At 65.9% G+C, this 23,384-nt stretch carries 25 protein-coding genes; 2 read left to right on the top strand and 23 right to left on the bottom strand.

All coding sequences use genetic code 11. The features are described 5' to 3' along the window. From nusA to KDJ86_RS17360, 7 genes are all read right to left on the bottom strand, one after another. Positions 1 to 568, bottom strand: a 568-nt coding sequence (nusA, locus tag KDJ86_RS17390) for a transcription termination/antitermination protein NusA (protein WP_291748714.1), incomplete at its 3' end; no start/stop codon positions are given. A gap of 16 nt (positions 569 to 584) precedes the next feature. Beyond that, the gene (gene rimP / locus KDJ86_RS17385) at positions 585 to 1,175 is read right to left on the bottom strand and encodes a ribosome maturation factor RimP (RefSeq protein ID WP_291748712.1); all 591 of its coding nucleotides are present in this window, start codon (positions 1,173 to 1,175) and stop codon (positions 585 to 587) included. A gap of 153 nt (positions 1,176 to 1,328) precedes the next feature. Beyond that, a complete protein-coding gene (gene trmB, locus KDJ86_RS17380; protein ID WP_291748710.1) occupies positions 1,329 to 2,009 on the bottom strand; it encodes a tRNA (guanosine(46)-N7)-methyltransferase TrmB in 681 nt (226 codons plus the stop codon). Between the two features lie 38 nt (positions 2,010 to 2,047). Then, positions 2,048 to 3,217, bottom strand: coding sequence for a methionine adenosyltransferase (gene metK, locus KDJ86_RS17375; RefSeq protein ID WP_291748707.1), 1,170 nt, complete (start codon positions 3,215 to 3,217; stop codon positions 2,048 to 2,050). Between the two features lie 211 nt (positions 3,218 to 3,428). Next, positions 3,429 to 3,839 (bottom strand): helix-turn-helix domain-containing protein, encoded by a 411-nt coding sequence (locus tag KDJ86_RS17370; protein WP_291748723.1) that lies wholly within the window; start codon positions 3,837 to 3,839, stop codon positions 3,429 to 3,431. 201 nt (positions 3,840 to 4,040) lie between these two features. Then, positions 4,041 to 5,660, bottom strand: coding sequence for an apolipoprotein N-acyltransferase (gene lnt / locus KDJ86_RS17365; RefSeq protein WP_291748704.1), 1,620 nt, complete (start codon positions 5,658 to 5,660; stop codon positions 4,041 to 4,043). Between the two features lie 135 nt (positions 5,661 to 5,795). After that, entirely contained in the window at positions 5,796 to 6,758 is a 963-nt protein-coding gene (locus KDJ86_RS17360; RefSeq protein WP_291748701.1) for a GlxA family transcriptional regulator, read from the bottom strand. Between the two features lie 134 nt (positions 6,759 to 6,892). Between KDJ86_RS17360 and KDJ86_RS17355 the strand changes: the two genes are divergently transcribed. After that, positions 6,893 to 7,165, top strand: coding sequence for a DUF4242 domain-containing protein (locus KDJ86_RS17355; protein ID WP_291748699.1), 273 nt, complete (start codon positions 6,893 to 6,895; stop codon positions 7,163 to 7,165). 45 nt (positions 7,166 to 7,210) lie between these two features. On the opposite strand, the gene KDJ86_RS17350 is transcribed toward KDJ86_RS17355, so the two are convergent. From KDJ86_RS17350 to KDJ86_RS17285, 14 genes are all read right to left on the bottom strand, one after another. Further along, positions 7,211 to 8,293 carry a hemolysin family protein gene (locus tag KDJ86_RS17350; RefSeq protein WP_521085314.1) on the bottom strand — a complete coding sequence of 361 codons (1,083 nt, stop codon included), beginning with the start codon at positions 8,291 to 8,293 and terminating at the stop codon, positions 7,211 to 7,213. 19 nt (positions 8,294 to 8,312) lie between these two features. Then, complete coding sequence (ybeY, locus tag KDJ86_RS17345) at positions 8,313 to 8,810, bottom strand: rRNA maturation RNase YbeY (protein WP_291748697.1); 498 nt, start codon at positions 8,808 to 8,810, stop codon at positions 8,313 to 8,315. Between the two features lie 2 nt (positions 8,811 to 8,812). Next, positions 8,813 to 9,832 carry a PhoH family protein gene (locus KDJ86_RS17340; protein WP_291748695.1) on the bottom strand — a complete coding sequence of 340 codons (1,020 nt, stop codon included), beginning with the start codon at positions 9,830 to 9,832 and terminating at the stop codon, positions 8,813 to 8,815. Further along, positions 9,829 to 11,220: a tRNA (N6-isopentenyl adenosine(37)-C2)-methylthiotransferase MiaB gene (miaB, locus tag KDJ86_RS17335; protein WP_291748693.1), complete on the bottom strand. Its 1,392-nt coding sequence runs from the start codon at positions 11,218 to 11,220 to the stop codon at positions 9,829 to 9,831. The genes KDJ86_RS17340 and miaB overlap by 4 nt, the downstream gene beginning before the upstream one ends. Further along, on the bottom strand, positions 11,217 to 12,113 hold the full coding sequence (gene olsA, locus KDJ86_RS17330; RefSeq protein WP_291748690.1) for a lyso-ornithine lipid O-acyltransferase: 897 nt from the start codon (positions 12,111 to 12,113) through the stop codon (positions 11,217 to 11,219). The genes miaB and olsA overlap by 4 nt, the downstream gene beginning before the upstream one ends. After that, positions 12,113 to 12,496 (bottom strand): Fur family transcriptional regulator, encoded by a 384-nt coding sequence (locus KDJ86_RS17325; protein WP_521085315.1) that lies wholly within the window; start codon positions 12,494 to 12,496, stop codon positions 12,113 to 12,115. Before KDJ86_RS17325 ends, olsA begins: the two co-directional genes overlap by 1 nt. Before the next feature lie 83 nt (positions 12,497 to 12,579). After that, a complete protein-coding gene (rimI, locus tag KDJ86_RS17320; RefSeq protein WP_291748683.1) occupies positions 12,580 to 13,068 on the bottom strand; it encodes a ribosomal protein S18-alanine N-acetyltransferase in 489 nt (162 codons plus the stop codon). Further along, entirely contained in the window at positions 13,065 to 13,736 is a 672-nt protein-coding gene (tsaB, locus tag KDJ86_RS17315; RefSeq protein ID WP_291748681.1) for a tRNA (adenosine(37)-N6)-threonylcarbamoyltransferase complex dimerization subunit type 1 TsaB, read from the bottom strand. The genes rimI and tsaB overlap by 4 nt, the downstream gene beginning before the upstream one ends. A gap of 84 nt (positions 13,737 to 13,820) precedes the next feature. Continuing rightward, a complete protein-coding gene (locus tag KDJ86_RS17310) occupies positions 13,821 to 14,381 on the bottom strand; it encodes a NifU family protein (protein ID WP_291748679.1) in 561 nt (186 codons plus the stop codon). A 77-nt stretch (positions 14,382 to 14,458) separates the two neighbouring features. Next, the gene (locus KDJ86_RS17305) at positions 14,459 to 14,953 is read right to left on the bottom strand and encodes a universal stress protein (RefSeq protein WP_291748677.1); all 495 of its coding nucleotides are present in this window, start codon (positions 14,951 to 14,953) and stop codon (positions 14,459 to 14,461) included. A gap of 61 nt (positions 14,954 to 15,014) precedes the next feature. Further along, positions 15,015 to 16,055 (bottom strand): tryptophan--tRNA ligase, encoded by a 1,041-nt coding sequence (trpS, locus tag KDJ86_RS17300; protein ID WP_291748674.1) that lies wholly within the window; start codon positions 16,053 to 16,055, stop codon positions 15,015 to 15,017. A 59-nt stretch (positions 16,056 to 16,114) separates the two neighbouring features. Continuing rightward, positions 16,115 to 17,674, bottom strand: coding sequence for a murein biosynthesis integral membrane protein MurJ (gene murJ, locus KDJ86_RS17295; RefSeq protein WP_291748672.1), 1,560 nt, complete (start codon positions 17,672 to 17,674; stop codon positions 16,115 to 16,117). Positions 17,675 to 17,711: 37 nt separating this feature from the next. Next, positions 17,712 to 20,492 carry a [protein-PII] uridylyltransferase gene (locus tag KDJ86_RS17290; protein WP_521085313.1) on the bottom strand — a complete coding sequence of 927 codons (2,781 nt, stop codon included), beginning with the start codon at positions 20,490 to 20,492 and terminating at the stop codon, positions 17,712 to 17,714. A 168-nt stretch (positions 20,493 to 20,660) separates the two neighbouring features. Continuing rightward, the gene (locus KDJ86_RS17285; RefSeq protein WP_291748669.1) at positions 20,661 to 20,873 is read right to left on the bottom strand and encodes a family 1 glycosylhydrolase; all 213 of its coding nucleotides are present in this window, start codon (positions 20,871 to 20,873) and stop codon (positions 20,661 to 20,663) included. Between the two features lie 134 nt (positions 20,874 to 21,007). Between KDJ86_RS17285 and KDJ86_RS17280 the strand changes: the two genes are divergently transcribed. Then, positions 21,008 to 21,655, top strand: coding sequence for a dihydrofolate reductase family protein (locus tag KDJ86_RS17280; RefSeq protein WP_291748667.1), 648 nt, complete (start codon positions 21,008 to 21,010; stop codon positions 21,653 to 21,655). 12 nt (positions 21,656 to 21,667) lie between these two features. On the opposite strand, the gene KDJ86_RS17275 is transcribed toward KDJ86_RS17280, so the two are convergent. Next, positions 21,668 to 22,120: a hypothetical protein gene (locus KDJ86_RS17275; protein WP_291748666.1), complete on the bottom strand. Its 453-nt coding sequence runs from the start codon at positions 22,118 to 22,120 to the stop codon at positions 21,668 to 21,670. Continuing rightward, positions 22,120 to 23,384, bottom strand: a 1,265-nt coding sequence (gene mutS / locus KDJ86_RS17270) for a DNA mismatch repair protein MutS (RefSeq protein ID WP_291748663.1), incomplete at its 5' end; no start/stop codon positions are given. The genes mutS and KDJ86_RS17275, both read right to left, overlap by 1 nt.

Here is a 23,384-nt window from a genome sequence, read left to right as displayed (position 1 = left end):
CGTCGTAGATATAGGCGCGGACGCGATCGCCGTAGCGGAAGGTCTCGCGCGGGATCAGCTCGTCGCGACGAACAATCGCCTCGCCGCGGCCGAGGTCGACGATGACGTTGCCATATTCGACCCGCTTGACCTGGCCGTTGACGATCTCGCCGATGCGGTCCTTGAACTCGTCATACTGCCGGTCGCGCTCGGCCTCGCGGACCTTCTGGACGATGACCTGCTTGGCCGACTGGGCGGCAATCCGGCCGAAATCCATTGGCGGCAGGGTCTCGGCGATGAAATCGCCGACCTGCGCGGCCGGATTGCGGTGACGCGCATTCTCGAGCGTGATGTCGGTCGCCGGATTTTCGACCTCCTCGACCACCTTGAGGAGCCGCTGAAGCTTGATCTCGCCGGTCTTCGGGTCGATCTCGGCCCGCACGTCGGTCTCCGACCCGTAGCGCGACCGCGCCGCCTTCTGGATCGCGTCCTCCATGGCGTTGACCACGATCATCCGGTCGATCACCTTTTCGCGGGCAACCGCGTCGGCGATCTGGAGGAGTTCGAGTCGGTTTGCACTGACAGCCATTGTCGTCTCCGTGTGGTCAGTGAGCGGATGCCGGTCCGGCATCGTCGATATTCGGTTGGTCGCCACCCGGTTGATGGGCGGCAAGTGAATCGCGGATCAGGTCGTCGGTCAGGACCAGCTTGGCCTCGCCGATATCGGCGAGCGGCAGCAATATCTCCGTCTCGCCGTCGATCGGCGGCGCCACGGTGACGCGGGTCCCGGAACCCTCGACGCCGGCGAGCACGCCGCGTATCCGCTTGCGGCCGCGAACGGGGCTCGAAAGCTCGATCTTGGCGAGGTGCCCCGCCCATCGCTCGAAATCGGACAGGCGGACCAGCGGCCGGTCGATGCCGGGCGACGATACCTCGAGATTATAGGCCCGATCGATCGGGTCCTCGACATCGAGCGCCGGCGAGAGATCGCGCGACAGCCGCTCGCAATCGTCGACGGTCATGGTGCCGTCCGGGCGCTCGGCCATGATCTGCAGGGTCGCACCGTTCATCGCGGACAGCTTGACCCGGACGAGACGATAGCCAAGCCCCTCCACCGTCGGCTCGACGATGTTGGCGATGCGGGCTTCAAGTCCGGTTTCGGTTATCAGCCGAGGTTCAGCGATCCCTTCTGACAAGCGGGCTCCTTTCGTCGACCGGCCGCCTGTGCGAAAAGAGCGGGTCCGGCGGGGCCCACTCTCCAACGGTACCGATCGTTTGAGATGATGGAGCCGATATAGTCCGCCGCCGCCGGCAACGCAAGGCCAATCGGCGGGCGCTCGCGCGCTCGGTTACCGCTTTCGAAACACGAGATAGGCCGGCCGGCGCCCCTCACGGAAGGCCTTCGCCTCATAGCGGGTGCCGGGCCATCCGGCCCAGGGCAAGCGCCAGTCGTCCGCCCGCTCGGCCGTCCACTCGAACGCGGGAGAGGCGAGAACATGGCGCAACGTCCAGGCGACATAGGAGTCGATATCGCTGGCAAAGCGAAACGCGCCGCCGGGCGCGAGGATCCTGGCAATGCCTTCGAGGTTCGCGGGATTGACGAAACGCCGTTTCCAGTGGCGGCGCTTGGGCCAGGGGTCGGGATAAAGCAGATCGACCTGCGAGACCGAAGCGGCCGGAAGCCACGCAATCAGGTCGGCGGCATCGCCATCGTGGAGGCGGATATTCGCCAGGCCATCGGCATCAATCGCCGCAACCGCCTTGGCCATGCCCTCGACGAAAGGCTCGACACCGATGAAGCCGGTGGCCGGCGACGCTTTCGCCTCGCTGATCAGGTGCTCGCCGCCGCCGAATCCGATCTCCAGGCGGATGTCGTCGACAGGAACGGCAAAGAGATCGGCCAGCGTCTGCGGCGCCGGGCGCAGGATATCCACGGCAAGCGACCGGAAGACATCGGCCATCAGCCGCTCGCGGCGCTGCGATAGCGGCTTGCCCTTGCGCCGCCCGTAGAGCGTGCTTCGTCTCTGCAAGGCCGTGCCCTCCGGGGCGCGACCGCCGGCCGCCAAGGCTACTTGATCGCCGCGACCAGGGCGTCGGCGAGGTCGACCTTCTCCCAGGAGAAGCCGCCATCGGCCTCCGGGGCGCGGCCGAAATGGCCATAGGCGGCGGTTCGCGCATAGATCGGCCGATTGAGCTCGAGATGCTGGCGGATACCGCGCGGCGAAAGGTCCATGACCTCTCCCAGCGCCTTCTCCAGCGCCTCCTCCTCGACCTTACCGGTGCCATGGAGATCGACGTAGATCGACAGGGGCTTGGCGACGCCGATCGCATAGGAGAGCTGGATCGTGCAGCGATCGGCGAGATCGGCCGCGACGACATTCTTGGCGAGATAGCGGGCGGCATAGGCCGCCGAGCGATCGACCTTGGTCGGATCCTTGCCCGAGAAGGCGCCGCCGCCATGCGGTGCGGCGCCGCCATAGGTGTCGACGATGATCTTGCGCCCGGTGAGGCCGCAGTCACCGTCCGGGCCGCCGATGACGAACTTGCCCGTCGGATTGATGTGCCATTCGGTGGAGCCGTTGATCCAGTCTTGCGGCAGGGCCTCGCGGACATAGGGCTCGACCACCTCGCGGACATCGTCAGAGGTCATCGACTCGTCGAGATGCTGGGTCGACACAACGATCGAGGTGGCCTTGGTGGGCTTTCCATCATGATAGGCGATGGTCACCTGGCTCTTCGCGTCGGGACCGAGCATGGCGGCCGCGCCGGATTTCCGGGCATCGGCCATCAGCTTGAGGATTCGGTGCGCATAGAAGATCGGCGCCGGCATCAGCTCCGGCGTCTCGCGGCAGGCATAGCCGAACATGATGCCCTGGTCGCCGGCGCCCTCGTCCTTGTTGCCGCTGGCATCGACGCCCTGGGCGATGTCCGCCGATTGCGGATGAAGGAGATTCTCGAACTGGGCATGCTGCCAGTGGAAGCCTTCCTGCTCGTAGCCAATGTCGCGAATGGCGCCACGCGCCAGGTCCTCGACCTGATCGAGCACCTCCTCCGGCCCCCGCACCTCACCGGCAATCACGATGCGGTTGGTGGTCGTCATCGTCTCGCAGGCGACGCGGGCTTCCGGCATCGCGGCAATATAGGCATCGACGATCGTGTCCGAGATCCGGTCGCAAACCTTGTCGGGATGCCCTTCGGAAACGGATTCGCTCGTGAAAAGATAGGATGATCGCGGCAAGGCGTCAGACCTTTTTGACTATTTTCCGGGAATGCTCACCAAGCCCCCACTCGGCAAGATCAGGCGCCGTTTTGGCAGCGAACGGGCAGCGGGTCAACCACCGAGACCGGCCGGCGCCGGACACGGCCCCTCCCGCGGGCGCAAGAGCCCGGGACCGGAGGGGTCCGGCCCCCGCAGGCCAGCCTCGACGGACCCCTAACGAATGCGGGATTCAGTCAGGCTCTTCGTCCGCGCCGGCAATCGCGCGGACCAGGTCGATCACCTTGCGCCGAAGCTTGGGATCCTTGATGCGGACAAAGGCTTTGTTGAGCTGGATTCCTTCCGAACTCGACAGGAAATCGACGACGTAGCTCGCGGATTGCTGCTCCGCCATGCCACCGCTCTCGCCGCCCGGCGCATCCTCGAAAAAGAACGAGACCGGCACGGAAAGGACGCGCGCGATATTCTGGAGACGGCTGGCGCCGATCCTGTTGGTTCCCTTTTCGTATTTCTGGATCTGCTGGAAGGTGATCCCAAGGTGCTCTCCGAGCTTCTCCTGGCTCATTCCGAGCATCATTCGACGCAGTCTGACCCGGCTTCCGACGTGAATGTCGATTGGATTTGGTTGTTTCTTATTGGCCATTTGGCCTCTCTCTTGTGCCACACGGGCGGCGGCCTTTGGTGTTTGTCCCGACGGCTTTACAGCCCAGTGCCCGACATCTCCGTCTTTTGACCTACCCCCGGTGACATCTGACGTCATACCGGAATTTCACGCCCCCGCGCCCGTCACAGGTTGTGTTTTGTCGGACATAGCCATGGATAGAGCATGATGACATGATTTTTGTCAATTCCCATTCAACCTAGACGGAAATTGCGCATAGGCGGCCACGCAACCCGCCACCATCAGCATGAAAAGAAACACCCAATCTCCGTAGTCGGCATACGGCGTCGGGGTCAAGGCGGGAGGCAGGGAGCCGTCGACGATCCCGGCAAGCCCGACACCGAGACTCTGCCGCACCCGGCCGTAGCCATCGACAACCGCGGATATTCCCGAATTCGCGCCTCGGACCAGCGGCAGCCCTTCCTCGACGGCACGCACCCGGGCCTGCTGGAAATGCTGATGCGGTCCGGGCGTGTCGCCGAACCAGCCGTCGTTGGTCAGGTTGAGGATCCAGCCAGGCCGGGGGCCGGGCGCGACCGCCTCGCCGGGGAAGACGATCTCGTAACAGATCAACGGACTGAAGGAGGGCGCATTCTCCAGCGCCAGGGTGAGGTGCCGTGCGCCGGGCGAGAATCCGCTGGGCAGGGCAACGAGCTGGGTGAGGCCGATCCGCTCGAGCAGGCCGGGAAATGGCAGGAACTCGCCGAACGGCACGAGATGAACCTTGTCATAGGCGGCAACGATCTCGCCATCATCGGCGATGACGTAGATGCTGTTGAACACGCGTGGCAATTGGTCGCTGGCCACCCGTCCCGTCTCGGCGCGGGCAGCGCCGGTGATCAGCGCGGTGCCCGAGGGCAGGAGATCGGCAATGGCGGAAAGCACCTCGGGCCGCTCAGTCAACAGAAAGGGAAAGGCCGATTCCGGCCAGACGAGGATGTCGACGCCGCCGACGCCGTTGCGATCCGGCGAGGTCGCGCCGTCGCTGAGGGAGAGATAGCGATCGACGATCGCATCCTCGTTGGCAACATTCCACTTCTCTTCCTGGCGCAGCACCGGCTGGACGATCCGGACCGTGATGCCGCTGTCGGCGGGATCACCCGCGGCGAGCAACCGGACTCCGCCGAAACCGACATGGGCGACGAAGAGCACGAATGCGAAAGCGACAATGGCGTATTGCCCCCGCCGCTCCCCGCGCACCCCGCCGGCTAGCGCCGCCGGAGCGGCGAAGATGATGAAAGCCGCGAGGGTCACGCCCCACAGGCCGACCAGCGACGCCGACTGCATCGTCAAGGCCCCCGGCATCAGGGCATAGCCGAAGGCATTCCAGGGAAAGCCGGTCAGCACATGGCCGCGCAGCCACTCGGCGCCCGCCATCGCGACGGCGAAGACGAGAATGCGCGGCCAGCCCTCGCACCACACCGATCGGGCCACCGCCGTCCCCAATGCCCAGAAAAGGGCCAGCCCGGCCGGCAGCAGGGTGACGGCAAAGGGAAGAGCCCAGGCAAAATCCTCCGCCTCGACCAGGAAGGCCGTTCCGATCCACCACAGCCCGCCGAGGAAATAGCCGAAGCCGAAGCTCCAGCCGACGACTGCCGCCGGAAGAAGGCGGCGGAGAAAGCCGGCGCCCTCGGCGGGTGTCGCACCGTCGATCAGCCAGACAAAGACCGGAACCGTCAGCCAGAGAAGCGGAAACAGGTTGAAGGGCGCCATCGCCAGGGCCGAAAGCGCGCCCGCACCGATCGCGATCGCGACGCGGCGCCATCCCCAGAGCACGACGATCGGATTGGCGATTCGGTCCATCGCAAACGACCAAAATCCGGCCGTATGCATGCCGTCAAGAGAGGCGTATTTCCAGAACCGATCGAAAGCCGGGCTGGCGGCGAAACACAACCGATCCGCCATTGACCCGAGGCAACGTTGCCGGCAGCGCGAATCCTAGCCGTAGCGATCCCGGTATACGGTCGGCGAAATCCCGACATAGCGTTTGAAAAGATTGCGGAAGAAACCGACATCCTCGTAGCCGATCGCGATGCTGACCTCCTGCACCGTCATGCGATCCTGCTCGAGCATCGACTTGGCCGCCTCGACCCTGAGCCGCTGGACGTAGGAGCGCGGCGTCTCGCCGGTAGCCGCCTTGAAACGACGGAGGAAAGTTCGAGGCGACATGTTCGTCTCCTCGGCAACCCGGTCGACACTGATGTCATCAGGAAAATGATCGCAGAACCACTTCTCCGCGCGGCGTATCGCAGCGTCACTGTGGTCGCGACTGAGCGGCAAGAATCCAAAGTCCGTCTGATAGGTCCGGGGCATCTGCAAAACGAGGGACTTGGCTACCTCGACAGCGACATCCCTTCCGCAAAGCCGTCCAACGAGATAGAGAGCAAGGTCGATCGCGGAGTAAAGACCTCCGCCGCAGAACACCCCGCCATCCTCGGTGACGGCCAGCTCAGGCCGCCAGTCGACGGCCGGCCAGCGGTCCTTGAACATCGAAGCAATGGCCCAGTGGGTGGTTGCTCTGCGGCCATCAAGCAGCCCCGCCTCGGCAAGCAGTGCGGTCCCGGTACAAACGCCCGCAACGAGAGCACCCTTGCGCCGCATCCCGGACAACCAGTCCAGGCAACATTCATTCGATCGCAACAGATCATCGACGTCCATGCCCGCGGTCGGGACGAAGACCAGATCCGTCTGTTCGACGTCCGAAATCGGGAGGTCCGGAGTCAGGCGCACCGGTCCAAGTGCCTCCACCACGTCTCCGTCGACCGAGGCACTGGTGATCCTGAAACGCGGCTCGGGCTCCCGACCCAAACAGACATTCCACATGAATCCCGCCGAATGGAAGATCTCCAGCGGCATCAGGGAAGTGGAAACATAGGCGCCGCGACAATAGAGGACGGTCACCTCCAATACGCGCTCCAGATTGGCGGATGTACCCACTGAGAATGGCGCGTTTGACGCTCGCGGTCCGACCAATCTTCTGGTGTCATCCGGTGCCATGGCAGTCCCGGCGAGACGCGAAACCTGAGGAGAGCGTTATGAAGAAGTATGTGATCGAGCGCAACGTAGCTGGCATCGGCGAGTCCGACGCCAGTGAACTCAGCAATATTGCCCGGCAATCGAATGACGCGCTGGCGAAGCTATCGCCACGGCTCCAGTGGCAGCAGTCCTACGTGGCCGGGGACAAGACCTTCTGCATCTATCTGGCCGAGGACGAGGCCGCGATCCGCGAACATTCGAGACTTTCGGGATTTCCAGCCGATATCATCTCGGAAGTCAGCGCCGTCATCGACCCGGCGACCGCAGGCTAGGGACCGGGAAAGCCGACCGACGGTCGGCAGCCGCAGAGGCCACAGCTAGTCGCCGGCTTCCTCTTCCGGCGGACTGACCCGCTGCCGTCGCCGCGGCTCCGGCCGGGTCGCCCCCGTCCGGCGGCGGTATATGCGCAACCGCTTTATCCTGCGGGGATCGGCATCGAGGATTTCGAACTCGAAGCCGCCAGGCGCCGCGACCAGCTCGCCGCGGACCGGGATCCGGCCAAGCAGGCTGAAGACAAGACCGCCGATCGTGTCGACGTCCTCGCTCTCCTCGCCGGGAGCGAGATCGGCGCCGATCGCCGCCTCGACCTCCTCGAGATCGGCGCGGGCGTCGGCAAGAAAGACGCCGTCGCCGTCGGGGATGATCATCGCCCGCGCCTCGTCGTCATGCTCGTCCTCGATGTCGCCGACGACCATCTCGATGATGTCCTCGAGCGACACCAGCCCGTCCGTCCCGCCGTATTCGTCGATGACCAGCGCCATCTGCATTCGCGTGCCCTGCATGGTGGCGAGCAGCGCGGTGACCGGCATGGACGGCGGCACGAAGAGGATGTTTCGCACCAGGTCGGCTTCGGCGAGCGACTTGTTGAGGTCGACGAGCGGCAGATCGAATGCCGCCGGCGGTTCACCGTTGCGGCCGCCGGACGCTTCCCCGGCCTCGACCTCCCCGGCCGGGGGCGTAGCAGCAACGGCCGCGGTACGGGCGACATAGCCCATGAGGTCCTTGATGTGGACGAGGCCGACCGGATCGTCGAGGGTTTCGCGGTGGACCGGCATCCGCGAATGACCGGATTCCTGGAAGGCGGCGAGCAGGCCGGCCAGCGAGATGCCGATCTCCACGGCATCGATATCGGCACGCGGCACCATGACATCGTCGACCCGGACCTCGCGGAGACGGAGGATGTTGGCGATCATCGCCCGCTCTTCCGGCGAGAATCCGGCCGCGGCATCCTCGGAGGCCAGGGCGTCGACGATCTCTTCGCGCATCGTCGCGGGGCCGCGCATGCCAACGGCGGCCTTGACCCTTTCGAGCCAGCTATCGGGCGTCGAAGCGCCCGTGTCGATACTGTCCGGTTCCGGTCCGGGGTCGGAATTCTGTGTGGATGTCTCTGCGGCGGTCATCGGTCGGCCGGCGGTCGCTTCAGCTCGCATAGGGGTCATGGAGACCTAGGTCTTCCATAATAAAGGTTTCCAAACCCTCCATGACAACCGCTTCCTTTTCGGTTTGGTGATCGTAGCCGACAAGGTGAAGAAAACCGTGAATTACCAGGTGGGTGACATAGTCACCGAGACGGATGCCGCGTTCGCTCGCCTCGCGCAGGACCGTCTCCCGCGCCAGCAGGATATCGCCGAGCAACGGGCCGAACCGGCCGCCGACGGGCGGCGCGGCGGGGAAGGACAGCACGTTGGTCGACGCGTCCTTCTCGCGAAAGCGGCGGTTCAGCTCACGCAGGTGATCGTCATCCGAGAGGATGATGGCCACTTCGGCGCCCTCGGCGAGATCCGGCCGGGCCCGTCGGACGGCGGCCCTGACAGCGGCAACATTTCCCGCTGCGATTTCGGTCTCTTCCGGCCAGTCGCCAGCTTCCACCATGGTCTCGACACCGATCCCGTCCGGCATCGGATCGCCAGCGGCCATGGTCAGCCGCCCTGCCCCTCGGCCCGGTCATAGGCTTCGACGATGCGCGACACCAGGGCGTGGCGGACGACGTCTGCGGCGGTGAAGCGCACCTGGGCGATGCCGGCGACGCCCCGCAGCAGGTCGACCGCCTCGACAAGACCCGAAACCTGTCCCGGCGGCAGGTCGATCTGGCTCGGATCGCCGGTGACGATCATCCGCGAATTCTCGCCGAGCCGGGTGAGGAACATCTTCATCTGCATCGACGTGGTGTTCTGTGCCTCGTCGAGGATGACGATGGCATCGGACAGGGTGCGGCCACGCATGAAGGCAAGCGGCGCGACCTCGATCATGCCGGACTGCAGGCCTCGCTCGACCTTGTCGAGCGGCATCATGTCGTAAAGCGCGTCATAAAGCGGACGAAGATAGGGATCGACCTTTTCCCTCATGTCGCCCGGCAGGAAGCCGAGCCGCTCGCCGGCTTCGACGGCCGGACGCGACAGGATAATCCGCTCGGCGGCGCCGCGCTCGACCATCGCCGAGGCATAGGCGACGGCGAGGTAGGTCTTGCCGGTTCCGGCGGGGCCGATGCCGAAGACCAGCTCGGCCCGGTCGAAGGCCCGGATATAGGCATCCTGCGTCACGGTCCGTGCCATGACCGTCCGCCGCCGCGTCGAGATCTGGGCCATCGCCAGCCGGCCGCGCGGCTCGAGCGTCGGCAGGCTCAGCTGCGCCTCGGCGGCCTCGGCCATCCGGATCGCGCCCTCGACGTCGCCCGGCACGAGCTCGTGGCCCTCCTGGAGCCGCCCGTAGAGCATATCGAGCGCAAGCCGGGCGCGCGTACAGGCCTCGGCGTTTCCACGAATCGTCACCTGGTTGCCACGCGCAACCGCGTCGACCCCGAGGCGCTGCTCGATCAGCGCGAGGTTGCGATCGAATTCGCCGAACAGGGAAGAGATCAGCCGGTTATCGTCGAAGGCGACGACGATCTGCGTTTCGTCCCCGTCGATCGCCGGGACGGTTGCCGTTTGACGGGGCGTCAAGCGGTTGCCTCCACGGCCGGTCGATCGAGACCGGCCTTGCCGACGACATGACCGAACAGGCTGTTGGGCCCGACATCGGTGATCGCGACGCGGGCGATGGAACCGATCAGGCCGGCATCGGCCGAAACCTGGACCGGCGAGAGCCACGGCGAGCGGCCGACGATCTGTCCAGGATGACGGCCGGGACGTTCGAAAAGCACCTCGGCGACCATGCCGACCCGCGAGGCATTGAAGGTGGCCTGCGACGCGAGGATCGCCTCCTGGAGGCGCGCCAGACGCTCCGTCTTGACCGGCTCGGGAAGCTGGTCGCGGTTCGCCGCCGGCGTGCCGGGCCGGGGGCTGTATTTGAACGAGAAGGCCGAGGCATATCCGACGTCCTCGACGATCCTCATCGTGTCGGCGAAATCCGCCTCTTCCTCGCCTGGGAAGCCGACGATGAAATCGCCGGCGATCGCCATTCCGGGCCGCGCCTCGCGGACCCTTTCGATGATCCGCAGGTAATCGGCCCGGCTATGCCTGCGGTTCATTGCGGCGAGTACCCGGTCGGACCCGGACTGGACCGGCAGGTGGAGATAGGGCATCAGCACGTCGAGGTCGCGGTGCGCGGCAATCAGCGCATCGTCCATGTCGCGTGGATGGCTGGTGGTGTAGCGCAGCCGGTCAATGCCGGGAATCCCGGCGAGATGGAAAAGGAGACGACCCAGCCCCCAGTCGCGACCGTCGGGCCCCTCGCCATGAAAGGCGTTGACGTTCTGGCCGAGCAGGGTGACCTCGCGAACGCCCTCGGCCGCGAGGCGGCGCGCCTCGGCGGCGATCGCCGCGACCGAGCGCGAAACCTCCGCTCCGCGCGTATAGGGCACGACGCAGAAAGAGCAGAACTTGTCGCATCCCTCCTGGACGGTAAGGAAAGCCGCGTAGCGCTCGCGCCGCCGGGGCGCGGGACGATCCAGCGCCGCAAACTTCTCGCGGACGGCGAATTCCGTCTCGACCACGCGGCCGCCGGCCCGTGCCTTCGACACGAGATCGGGCAGGCGCTGGTAGGACTGCGGCCCGACGACGAGGTCGACGGCCGGAGCGCGGCGGATGATCTCCTCGCCCTCGGCCTGGGCGACGCACCCGGCCACGCCGATCAGCACCTCGCGGCCGGCATCGCCGGCATCGTCCTTCAGGCGCCGCAGACGCCCGATTTCGGAATAGACCTTCTCCGCCGCCTTCTCGCGGATATGGCAGGTATTGAGGAGGATGAGGTCGGCCGCCTCCGGCGTGTCGACCGGCGCGTAGCCCGAGGATTCCAGGGCGTCGGTGATCCGCTCGGAATCATAGACGTTCATCTGGCATCCATAGGTCCTGACGAAGACTCTCTTCAGTTCGCGTTCCGTTCCGTTCATGAAACCCGGTTGACGATCCTCTCGCCCGCCTGGCCGGCGAGCTCGCCGGCCGCTGGCCCCTCGGTTCCTTTAGCGTCTTTTGGCTGCGGAGAGAATAGCCGGTCGCCTTTGCCGCTATATGACGTTGCCGTGCGGGCCAGCTCGTCCATCTCGCGCACCGCCTCGAAGCACGCCTCGGCGACCTTCTTGCGATCGCTCTCCGGCGTGAACTGGATCGGCTCGCCGAAATTGACAATCGCGTCGATGCCGCCGCGGCCGATCAGCCGGCTGAAATGGGCGATGAAGGGCATTTCGCCATACCAGGCGAGCCCCGGCCGGTCGGACGCGCCGACCGGTATGCCACCGAGTCGGGTATAGGTCACCGCGACCGGCTGGACGGTGATGACATTGGCGCCGGCGGCCGCTCCGGCGGCTCCGATCAGCGCGCTGCGGAAGGGAAGGATGCGGTTGCCGTCGCCGGTCGTGCCCTCCGCGAAAAGCACCATGACATCTCCGCCGCCAACCCGCCGGGCGATCTCAGCGGTCGCGGCACCGGTCTGCGACCGCTTCGTCCTGTCGATGAAGACGGTTCGCTGCAGCCGGGCGAGCGTCCCGAGCACCGGCCAGCCGGCAACCTCGGCCTTGGCGACGAAGGACAGCGGCATGACGCTGCCAAGAACCGTGATGTCGAGCCAGGAGATGTGATTGGCGGTCAGGAGCAGCGGCGGCTTGGCGGGCGTCCCCGAGACGCGAACCCGCAGGCCGATCAACCAGCGGGCGATCCGCTGCCAGTAATAGGGAAGCAGCGCCGCGAGCCGCCAATGGAAGCGGGTCGCGAGAATCTGCAGGGGCATCAGCACGATGGTGATGACGCCGAGGACGAGGGCGACGAAGACCGTCCGCGCCGGGCCCATTATTTCTTGCCCTCCGTCTTGCCCGCGAGTGGCACCCCGTAGAGCTCCAGCCGATGGTCGACAAGCCGGAAGCCCAGGCGTTCGGCAATGGCCTGCTGCAACCGTTCGATCTCCTCGTTGCGGAATTCGATGACATCGCCCGAACGGAGGTCGATCAGGTGGTCGTGGTGGATCTCCGGGATGGTTTCGTAGCGGCTCCGTCCCTCGCCGAAGTCATGCCGGGTGATGACGCCGACATCCTCGAAGAGCTTGACCGTTCGATAGACCGTGGCGATCGATATCCGCGAATCGACGGCGGAGGCGCGGCGATATAATTCCTCAACGTCGGGATGGTCGGACGCAGCATCGAGGACGCGTGCAATCACCCTGCGCTGCTCGGTCATGCGCAGGCCTTGTGCCGCGCAGGCATCCTCCAGTGTGGTGGTCTTGCTTTCTTCGGCCACGTCGCAACTTCCCCTACCGGCGATTAGCGAAGCTTGAGGCGCATGACAAGCGCCGCCCCCGCCGGACCGTCATTGCGGTGATAATAGCCTTTTCGCTCGCCGACGGTCTTGAAACCGAGCGACTCGTACAGCGAAAGCGCCGCCCGATTGTCGTGGGCTACCTCGAGAAAGCAGGTTTCGACCCGTTCGCGGTAGAGATGGCGGAGGGCCTCGTCCATCAGGCGGCGGCCGTGTCCTCGACCGCGATTGGCGCCGCGGATGGCGATCGAAAGCACCTCGGCCTCGCCGGCGGCGACGCGGATCAGGATGAAGCCGATCAGCCGGGGCGGCCAGATGACCGAATGGCGGCGCAAACCAAGCGTCAGAACCCTGGCATCGCTGGCAAGCGCCTCGAATTCCTCCGCCGACCAGGACCGGGCGAAGGCATCGGCGTGAATATCGGCAAGCGCGTCGGCTTCGTCCGGACCGAGGGTCTCGATGACGATACGTGGCCGTGGGAAGAGCTCGATCATCGTCGCTCAACCGCGGCGGAGGATTGCGGCCTGGCGTCGGGCGCGCGGACATAAAGCGGCCTTGGCGGGGCGGCGGGCGGCGGGGCGGCGAGGCCAATCGCGACAAGCGAAGCCATGTCGGGCGTCGCCGAGATCGCCACGATTCGCGACTCGGCCCCTTGTCCATACGCAGCGGCGACGAGTGCGGCACCGGAACCGGCAATCCGAGTCTCCGCCGCAAGCCGCCCGGCGATCACCGAAGGTGGACCGGCATCCGGCTCCCCCGTCGCCCGGCCATCGCCGTCGAAAAGCTGTGCATAGACTTCGCCGCGCCGGGCATCAAGGGTCGCGAGCACCGGTAGGGGCCCCACGATATCCCGCGCCTCCGCGGCCAGGACGGCGAGCGTGCCGACACCGACGACCGGGCAGCCGATGACCAGAGCAAGGCCGCGCGCGGCGGCGATGCCGACCCTGAGGCCGGTGAAGGACCCGGGACCGATCGTCACCGCGATCCGGTCAAGACCGGCATAGACGATGCCGGCCTCGGCCATTGCGGCATCGATCATCCCGAAGAGGCGCTCGGCGTGGCCCCGCCCGATCGTTTCGGAAGCGATGACCGGCGGTTCGCCGTCCCGCGCCACGGCGACGGAGCAGGCCTCAAGCGCAGTATCGATGGCCAGCAGATTCATTCCGGCGGCATAGCCGTCCGGGAAAGCTGAGTCGAGACGTTCACGCCCTTCCGGCGGTCTTGGTAAACCGGCCCCTGCGGGGCTTCACAGCGGCACTTCCTGGATCTCCTGCACTTCCGGCACGAAATGGCGGAGCAGGTTCTCGATACCATGCTTCAACGTCGCGGTTGACGACGGACAGCCGGCGCAGGAGCCGCGCATGTTGAGGAAGACGATACCGTCACGGAAGCCCTGGAAGGTGATGTCGCCGCCATCCTGGGCGACGGCCGGGCGGACCCGCGTATCGAGCAGCTCCTTGATCACCGCAACCGTCTCGGCGTCCTCTTCGGCGAAGAATTCATCGTCGCTGGAGGCATCCTGGGGCCTTTCCAACGCCGGGGCGCCGGACAGGAAATGCTCCATGATCGCGCCGAGTACGGCCGGCTTGAGATGCTGCCATTCGACGTCGCCCTTGGTGACGGTGACGAAGTCGCCGCCGAGGAAGACGCCGGTGACGCCGGGGACCGCGAACAGGCGCGCGGCAAGCGGTGACTCGCCGGCTTCCGACAAATCCCTGAACTCGGCGGTCCCGTCGCCGAGGACGATGCGTCCGGGAAGGAACTTCAGCGACGCCGGATTCGGCGTGGTTTCGGTCTGGATGAACATGATTGGCGCCTTTCAAGGGGGCGTTGGATCCAGCCTTCATCTAGTCCTGAAGGCTGGGGATATCAACCGCGGCGCGGTCACGCGACAGCGGCGACCGCCTCGTCGTCGAGGTGTCCGGGAACGATGGTGATCGGCACCGGAAAGGTCGCGGCGGCATTGCCGGCGAGCGCGGTGACCAACGGTCCGGGGCCTTCCTTGTCGGTGCCGGCGGCAAGCACCAGGATGGCGATATCCTCGTCATCCTCGATGACGCCGAGGATCGCCTCCGAGCGGCCACCCTCCCGAATCACGACCTGGGGCTCGATCCCCGTCTTGTCGCGGACGAGATCGGCAGCCTTGCCGAGCGCCGCCTCCGCCGCCTCCATCGCCTCGGCGCGCATGATATTCTCGACACCGACCCATTGGGTGAATTCGCTGGGCGTGATGATATAGAGGAGCACGACGGCCCCGCCGGTGTGGATCGCGCGCAGCCCGGCGAAGAGAAGCGCACGGGTCGATTCCGGCGTATCGTCGACGATCGCCAGGAACTTGCGGCGATGGCCTTCCGCCGTACTTTTTCGTTTCGTCACCATACCCTGATGCTGCCACCCGCCGGGGGCGTCGGCAAGCGGCCTCGCAACACCGGCAATACCGTCACTTTTTCCGGATGAAGCCGATCACGTCCTTGACGCCGTCCATCGTCTTCATGGCAATCTCGGACGCCCGGTCGGCGCCGTCGACAAGCACCGCGTCGATATGGCCGGGATCGGCGAGGAGGCGGCGCATCTCGCCCGCGATCGGCGCCAGCTTGGCGACCGCGAGGTCGGCGAGCGCAGGCTTGAAATTCGAGAACTGGGCGCCGCCATAGTCGCGCAGCACGGCCTCCTTGGTCTCGCCGGCCAGCGCCGCGTAGATGCCGACCAGGTTCTCGGCCTCGGCGCGTCCCTTCAGCCCGTCGGTTTCCGAGGGCAGAGGCTCCGGATCGGTCTTGGCCTTGCGCAGCTTCAGCGCTATCGCCTCGGCATCGTCGGTGAGATTGATGCGCGAATAGTCGGAAGGGTCGGATTTCGACATCTTTCTGGTGCCGTCGCGAAGCGACATGACGCGGGTCGCGGGGCCGGTGATCAGCGGCTCGGTGATCGGGAAGAATTCCTCGCCATAGCCGTTGGCGGCGATCGATTCCGCGAAGTCGTGATTGAACTTGGCGGCGATGTCGCGGGCGAGCTCGAGATGCTGCTTCTGGTCCTCGCCGACCGGAACATGGGTGGCGAGATAGGCGAGGATGTCGGCAGCCATCAGGTTGGGATAGGCGAAGAGCCCGACGCTGGCATTCTCGCGATCCTTGCCGGCCTTTTCCTTGAACTGGGTCATCCGGTTGAGCCAGCCCATGCGCGCCACGCAGTTGAACACCCAGGCGAGCTCGGCATGGACGTGGACCTGGCTCTGGTTGAAGACGATATGGGCAACCGGGTCGATGCCGGCGGCGAGGAAGGCCGCGGTGACCTCGCGCGTCGCCCTAGTCAGCTCGGCCGGATCCTGCCAGACGGTGATCGCGTGCATGTCGACGACGCAGTAGATGCAGTCATGGGTCTCCTGCATCTCGACGAAGCGCACGATGGCGCCGAGATAGTTGCCGAGATGAAGATTGCCTGTCGGCTGGACGCCGGAGAAAACACGCGGGGCGAAACGGGTCATGGGCCTGGAACTCTGATCTTGCGGGACTGACGCGGGACGGAGGTCGCGGGCGAGCCTCGTCAGGTGCGCTTGAGCACCTTGGCGAGCGCCCCCCTGAAATCCGCCGCGCCGGTCAATTGACAGAAGACGGCGAAGACGACAACCCCGCCAATCACCAGAACGCCCACAGAGGCCGCGCGAACGATCAGGGCGGGGTCGACAAGAAACGGCGCCATCAGCCACTGGGCGACGAAAAGGACGGCCCCCATCAGCATCGCCGCCAGCAGGAGGAGGGGCAACCGCTTCTTCAGGGCCGCGTCGGTCGTGAACTGGCCGCGCCGCGCCAGCGTGCCGGCGAGCAGCGCCGTGTTGAGCCAGGCTGCAGCGGAGGTCGCCAGGGCAATGCCGACATGCTTGAGGAACGGGAAGAGCGCCAGCGACAGCGCAATATTGACGACCAGGGCCGCGCCGGCGAACCACATCGGCGTGCGGGTATCCTCGCGGGCGAAGAAACCGGGCGAGAAGACCTTGATCAGCACGAAGGCCGGCAGGCCGAGCGAAAAGGCCGCGAGCGCGGCGGCCGTCTCGACCGTATCGGAAGACGTGAAGCTCGCCCGCTGGAAGAGGACGTTGATGATCGGCACGGCCATGACGAAGAGCGCGATCGCCGCCGGCAGCGTCAGCGCCATGGCAAATTCGAGCGCGCGGTTCTGGGTGTGGTCGGCGACATCGAGACGCCCGGCGCGAAGCTGTCGCGAAAGGTCGGGCAGCAGCACGACACCGATCGCGATGCCGACAATGCCGAGCGGCAGTTGGTAGAGCCGGTCGGCGTAATAGAGATAGGACACCGCACTCGGCGCCAGCGACGCGATCATCGTGCCGACGACGATATTGATCTGGGTGATGCCGCCGGCGATGACACCGGGAATGCCGAGTGCGACAAGGCGGCGAACGCCGGGCGTGAGCCGCGGCCGGCGCAGGCGCAGGAGGGTGTCATCGCGGGTAGCGGCAACGACCACGAGCGCGAGCTGCGCGACGCCGCCGATCAGCGTGCCGACCGTCAGGGCAACGCCGGCCGGCCGCGTATTCGCCCAGCCCATCCAGAGGATGAGAAGCAGCACGGCGATCAGCACGACGTTGAGCAGCGCCGGCGCAAAGGCGGCCGCCGCGAAGCGTCCGCGCGCGTTGAGCACGCCGCTATAGAAAGCGAGCAGCGACACGAGGGCGAGATAGGGAAAGGCGATCCGGGTGAGGAAGACCGTCAGGTCGAATTTCTCGGGGTCGGATACGAAACCCGGCGCCATGACATACATGAGGATCGGCATGGCGATCTCGGCGAGCGCCGTGAAGATCAGCAGCGCCGTCAGCAATGCGCTCAGCGCTTCTTCGCCGAAACGGCGCGCCGCGTCCTCCCCCTCGCCTTCCAGCGACCGTGCATAGAGCGGGACGAAGGCCGAGTTGAAGGCGCCCTCGGCAAAGAGCCGCCGGAAGAGATTGGGGAAGCGGAAGGCGACGAAGAAGGCGTCGGCGATCGGGCCGGTGCCGAGGGCTCCGGCTATGAAGACGTCCCGGACGAAGCCAAGGATGCGGCTGGTCGCTGTCGCCCCGCCGACCGTGGCGAAATTTTTCAGCAGCGACATCGGCACGCTCGCCCCAGACCGACCGCCGGAAGGTTGATCACGCAGGTTCCATGCGCTTTGCCGGGCGTGTTTCCTCGGCCGGCTTGCCATCGAAAGCCGCCTCGAGCCGCCGGCGAATGGCCGCCTGGCGGCTGCCATTGGTGACCTTGAGGCCGGTCAGATCGGTCACATAGAAGACATCGACCACCCGCTCTCCGAAGGTCGAGATGTGGGCCGAGGCGATGTTGAGATTGAGATCGGATATCGCCCGGGTGAGGCTGAACAGGAGGCCCGGCCGGTCGATCCCCGATGCTTCGATCACGGTCAGCATATTGGACAATTCATTGTCGATGGTGATGCTGGTCTCCAGCGAGAAGACCTTGATGCGCCCCTTCTTCTGGGACTTGCGGTCGACCTGCTCCGGCATCTGCAAGGTGCCGGCGAGCGCTTCCTCGATCAGCTTGCCGACCTTGCCGGCGCGCCGTTCCTCGTCGACCGTGTCGTCGAATTCGCGGCTGATGAAGATCGAATCGAGCGCCTGCCCGTCCGTCGTGGTGTGGATCTGGGCATCGACGATATTCGCGCCGGCGATCGCGCAGGCCCCGGCGATGATCGACAGCAGCCTGGGATGGTCGGGGGCGAAGACCGTGATCTCGGTGACCGCTTCGAAGTCGTGAGTTGTGACCGCCGTGGCGAGCGTCCGTTTCTCGCGGTCGGCCTCGCGGATCAGGGCGGCGTGAGCGACCTTGTGCGGCAGGTCGACGCGCAGGAGATAGGCGGGATAGTGGCGCTTGAGGTAGCCGTCGCGCTCGCGCTTCGGCCAATCCGCCAGGGCCTCCGCGAGCTCCTTCTTCGCCGCCGCCACGCGCTTCTCCCGGCTGACCTGGCTGTGGCCCCCGGTGATCACCGGCTCGGCCTCGTAGTAAAGGGTCCGCAGCAGCTGGCCCTTCCAGCCGTTCCACACCCCGGGGCCGACCGCCTTGATGTCCGCGACGGTCAGGATAAGGAGCATCTTCAGGCGCTCCAGGCTCTGCACCACGGCGCTGAAATCGAGGATCGTCTTGCGGTCGTTAAGGTCGCGCGACTGGGCAACCATGCTCATCAGGAGATGATACTCGACCAGCCAGGCGACCGCGTCGGTCTGGGCCGCCGTCAGGCCGAGCCGCGGGCAAAGCCGCCGCGCGATGCGCGCACCCGCGATCGAATGGTCTTCCGGCCGGCCCTTGGCGATATCGTGCAGGAAGAGCGCGACATAGAGCACGACCCGGTCCTTGATGCCGGGAAACAGCTCGTTGGCGAGCGGATGCGACTCGGCGGCGTCGCCATGCTCGATCTCGGTCAGGAAGCCGATCGAGCGGAGCAGGTGCTCGTCGACGGTATAGTGGTGGTACATCGAGAATTGCATCATCGCCACGACCTTGCCGAAGTCGGGGATGAAGCGGCCGAGGACGCCGGTCTCGTTCATCGCCCGCAGCACCACCTCCGGCTGGCGACGGGAAGAGACGATCTCGAGGAACAGGCGGTTCGCCTCCTCGTTCTCCTTCAGGTCGGCATCGATGAGGTGCAGCGAGCGGGCGATCTCCTGCAGAGCATCGGGATGGAAGGCGAGATTATACTTGTCGGCGAGATGAAAGATCCGGATCAGGTTGACGGGATCGTTGCGGAAGACCTCTTCGCCGGCCGTGCTGATCCGCTCGTTGTCGACGACGAAATCGGTGGAACCCGGGATCTTCCGGCGGCGCCGCTTGTCGAGGCCGAGAAGACGGCTCAGCGCCGGCACCGGCTTGCCGTGATGCTCCTCGAGCTCGGCACAGAAGATGCGGGTCAGATCGCCCACTTCCTTGGCAACCAGGAAGTAGTGCTTCATGAAGCGCTCGACATCCTTGAGCCCCGGATGGGCCGTATAGCCGAGCCGGATCGCCATGTCCTGCTGGACGTCGAAGGTCAGCCGCTCGTCGGACCGGTTGGTGAGGAAATGAAGATGGCAGCGGACAGCCCAGAGGAAATCCTCGCATTTGCGGAAGCGGTTCAGCTCCGCCCGTGAGAAGACACCGGCCTTGACCAACTGCTCGTTCGAATTGACCCGGTAGAAATACTTGGCGATCCAGAACAGGGTATGCAGGTCGCGGAGGCCGCCCTTGCCGTCCTTGACATTCGGCTCGACCAGGTAGCGGGAGGCGCCCTGGGCACGGTGACGCTGGTCGCGCTCCGCGAGCTTGGCGGCGATGAATTCGGGGCCGGTTCCCTTCACCACCTCCTCATCGAACCGCTTGACGAGCTCGTCGTGAAGGCCCTTGTCGCCCCGAAGGTAACGCGATTCGAGTACCGCGGTGCGGATGGTCATATCGGACCGCGACAGGCGGATGCAGTCGATCACGCTGCGGGTGGCATGGCCGACTTTGAGCCCGAGATCCCAGAGCAGGTAGAGGATGAACTCGACGACGCTCTCGCCCCATGGGGTCTGCTTGTAGGGCAGCAGGAAGAGGAGATCGACGTCCGAGCCCGGTGCCAGAGTGCCCCTGCCGTAGCCGCCGACGGCGACAATGCCGAGCCGCTCGCCGGACGTCGGGTTGTCAATCGGATAGACGTTGGTGACGGCGAAGTCGTGGATGGCGCGGATCAGCATGTCCTGGAGATCGGAGAGCTGCCTGGCGCATTGCGTCCCCTTGCCGTCGGCCTTCAGCCGGCGCTCGGCCTCGGCCCGGCCGTCGGTCATCGCCTGCCTGAGGATCGCCAGCATCTCGCTGCGCGTCTCGGGCGATATCTGGCCGCGCTTGTCGGTCGCAAGAGCGGCAAGGGCCGCGTTCAGCGCCTCTTCGTCGATCAGGGCCTCTGTCACGGGAATCTTACGCCAATCGGTTATTATCGATAAGTCGCGGAACCTATCGCGCTTTCGGGCGCGGCGCCATGCACCGTCCTGCCGTAATCTTCGCCACACCGTGTGGACCGTCGCCGACACACCGGCAAATGCCGAAACGAGGCCATCGCACCGGTCCTCCGCCGGCCCTCAACCGCCGCGCCCGCCCTGCGGATGCCGGGCGATCAGATCGCGATAGACATGCACCATCCTGAAGCGACGCGTATAGCCTTGAATCCATTCGAAGTTATCGAAAAGGCTCCAGACCATATCGCCGAGGATATCGGCGCCCTCGGAGCGGGCTCGCAACGTCGCCTCGATACGCCGTCGAATGTAATCGGCGCGATGGGGATCGCGGATCACGTCACCGTCCCGAACTCCCGCGCGGGCGCCGCGCGACCCTTGCCGATGATTCCGCGAGGTGCGATGTCGATTCCGGCCGTTGCCCTTCGTCGTATGGCCAGGTGACCGCCATATCCAGCAAGGAGGCAGGATTCATGTCCAAGGTCCGCGTCTGCTCATTCGGCCTATCGCTCGACGGCTTTGGCGCCGGTCCGGACCAGAGCCTCGACAATCCGCTCGGCGCCGGCGGACATGCCGTCCATGAATGGTTCTTTCCGACCCGCACGTTCCAGCACCAGGTGCTCGGCAAGGACGGCGGCGAAACCGGACAGGACGACGAGCTCGCCGCCCGCGGCATGGAAAACAATGGTGCCTGGATCCTGGGGCGAAACATGTTCGGCCCGGTCCGCGGTCCCTGGCCCGACGATAGCTGGAAGGGCTGGTGGGGCGACACCCCGCCCTATCACTGCGACGTCTTCGTGCTCACGCACCATCCCCGGCCGCCGCTGGCGATGGATGGCGGCACGGTCTTCCATTTCGAGACCAACGGCATCCACGCCGCGCTCGACCGGGCGAAGGCTTTGGCCGGGGGAAAGGATATCCGCATCGGCGGCGGGGTCGAGACCATACGCCAGTATCTCGAAGCCGGGTTGATCGACGAGATGCACCTCGCGGTCGCCCCGGTCTTGCTGGGTCGCGGTGAAAACCTGCTTCAAGGCCTCGACATGGGCGCCCTGGGATTCGGGGTGATCGAATACATCCCGACCGCGCGCGCCGCCCATTATCTCCTGGCGCGGACCTAGGCTCGACCGCCGCTACCAACCTTCGCAGGTCACCGCCCAGATGCCGGCGCCCATCACGCTGAGCGTGCCAGCAGCCACGGAGCGCGCTCCCTCGTCCGTCTCGTCGCCCTGGAGGAGGTGGTAGTCGACGTCACGGACGAGCCGCAGGCGCATGACGATCCAGACGTCCTCGGCGTCGATCAAGGAAAGCTCAAGCAGGCCCGGCTCGCGGGTCTGGTCTTCAATTTTCTCGCCCGGCACTTCCGCGTCGATGGGATGCGCCGACATCGTGAAATCGCCGAGATCGGCGTCCACCTGCGTGACGGCACCAAGGGTATCGCCCTCGGCCGAGGCGACCTCGATCGTCAGGGTCGGCGCGGCGTCGACCGCCTTGCAGCGAAGGGTGTCAGCCACGGCCGTACCGGCGAAAGCGACGAGCACGGATCCTGCCAGCCCGACGGCGTTTGTCAGGTTACGCAGCTTCATCACCGTCTCCTCCCCTTGTCGGCGCGCGCAGCCTTCAGCCTGTAGAGCGCTTCCAGGGCATCGCGCGGCGTCAACTCGTCCGGATTGAGGCCATCGAGCAACTCGGTAAGGGGATCGATGTCGGGCGCCACGGGCGGCTGCGACCGCATCGCCGAAAAGAGTGGCAGGTCATCGATCAGGGCATTGACCGGCGACTTGCGATCGGTCTCCTCGAGCTGGGCAAGGACGGCCCGCGCCCGTTCCACGACCGAGGCCGGCAGCCCCGCGAGCTTGGCAACCTGGATTCCGTAGGAGCGGTCGGCGGCGCCGGCGGCGATCTCGTGCAGGAAGATCACATCGCCCTGCCATTCCTTCACCCGCACCGTGACATTACGGAGCCGGGCGAGGCGTTCGGCGAGGGCCGTCAGCTCGTGATAATGGGTGGCGAACAGCGCCCGGCTTTGGTTGACCTCGTGGAGATGCTCGATCGCCGCCCAGGCGATCGACAGGCCGTCGAAGGTCGCCGTCCCCCGCCCGATCTCGTCGAGGATGACCAGCGAGCGCGGACCGGCCTGGTTGAGGATCGCCGCGGTCTCGACCATCTCGACCATGAAGGTGGAACGGCCGCGGGCGAGATCGTCGGCGGCGCCGACCCGGCTGAACAGGCGGTCGACGACGCCGATCCGCGCCGCCTTGGCCGGCACGTAGCAACCGATCTGGGCGAGGATGGCGATCAGCGCATTCTGGCGGAGGAATGTCGACTTGCCGGCCATGTTGGGCCCGGTAACCAGCCAGATATGCCCCGCATCGCCGGCCGATTCCGGCCCGAGCGCGCAATCGTTGGCGACGAAGGACTGGCTCTCCTGGCGCAGCGCCTGCTCGACCACCGGGTGTCGTCCGCCCTCGATGGCGAAGGCGAGCGATTCCTCGACCGCCGGCCGGCAATAATCCTCCGCCTCGGCAAGCACGGCGCAGGCGGCCGCGACATCGAGCACGGCAAGCGCATCGGCGATGGCGCGGATCGTCGCCGAGTCGGCCTCGACGGCTTCGGCAAGCTCCTCGAAGACAGCGAGCTCGATCGCCAGCGCCCGCTCACCCGCCCCGGCGATCTTCGCCTCGAGGTCGGCGAGTTCCGTGGTCGTGAAGCGGACCGCGTTCGCCATGGTCTGGCGATGGATGAAACGGGCATTGAGCGGAGCCGCCATCATCCGCTCACCATGCCCGGCATTCACCTCGACGAAATAGCCGAGGACGTTGTTGTGGCGGATCTTCAGTCCGCGGACCT

The organism is Bauldia sp., assembly GCF_020442045.1.
GTDB lineage: Bacteria > Pseudomonadota > Alphaproteobacteria > Rhizobiales > Kaistiaceae > Bauldia.
Note: the sequence above shows the minus strand (reverse complement) of the source record. Positions and strands in the feature narration are given on the sequence as shown.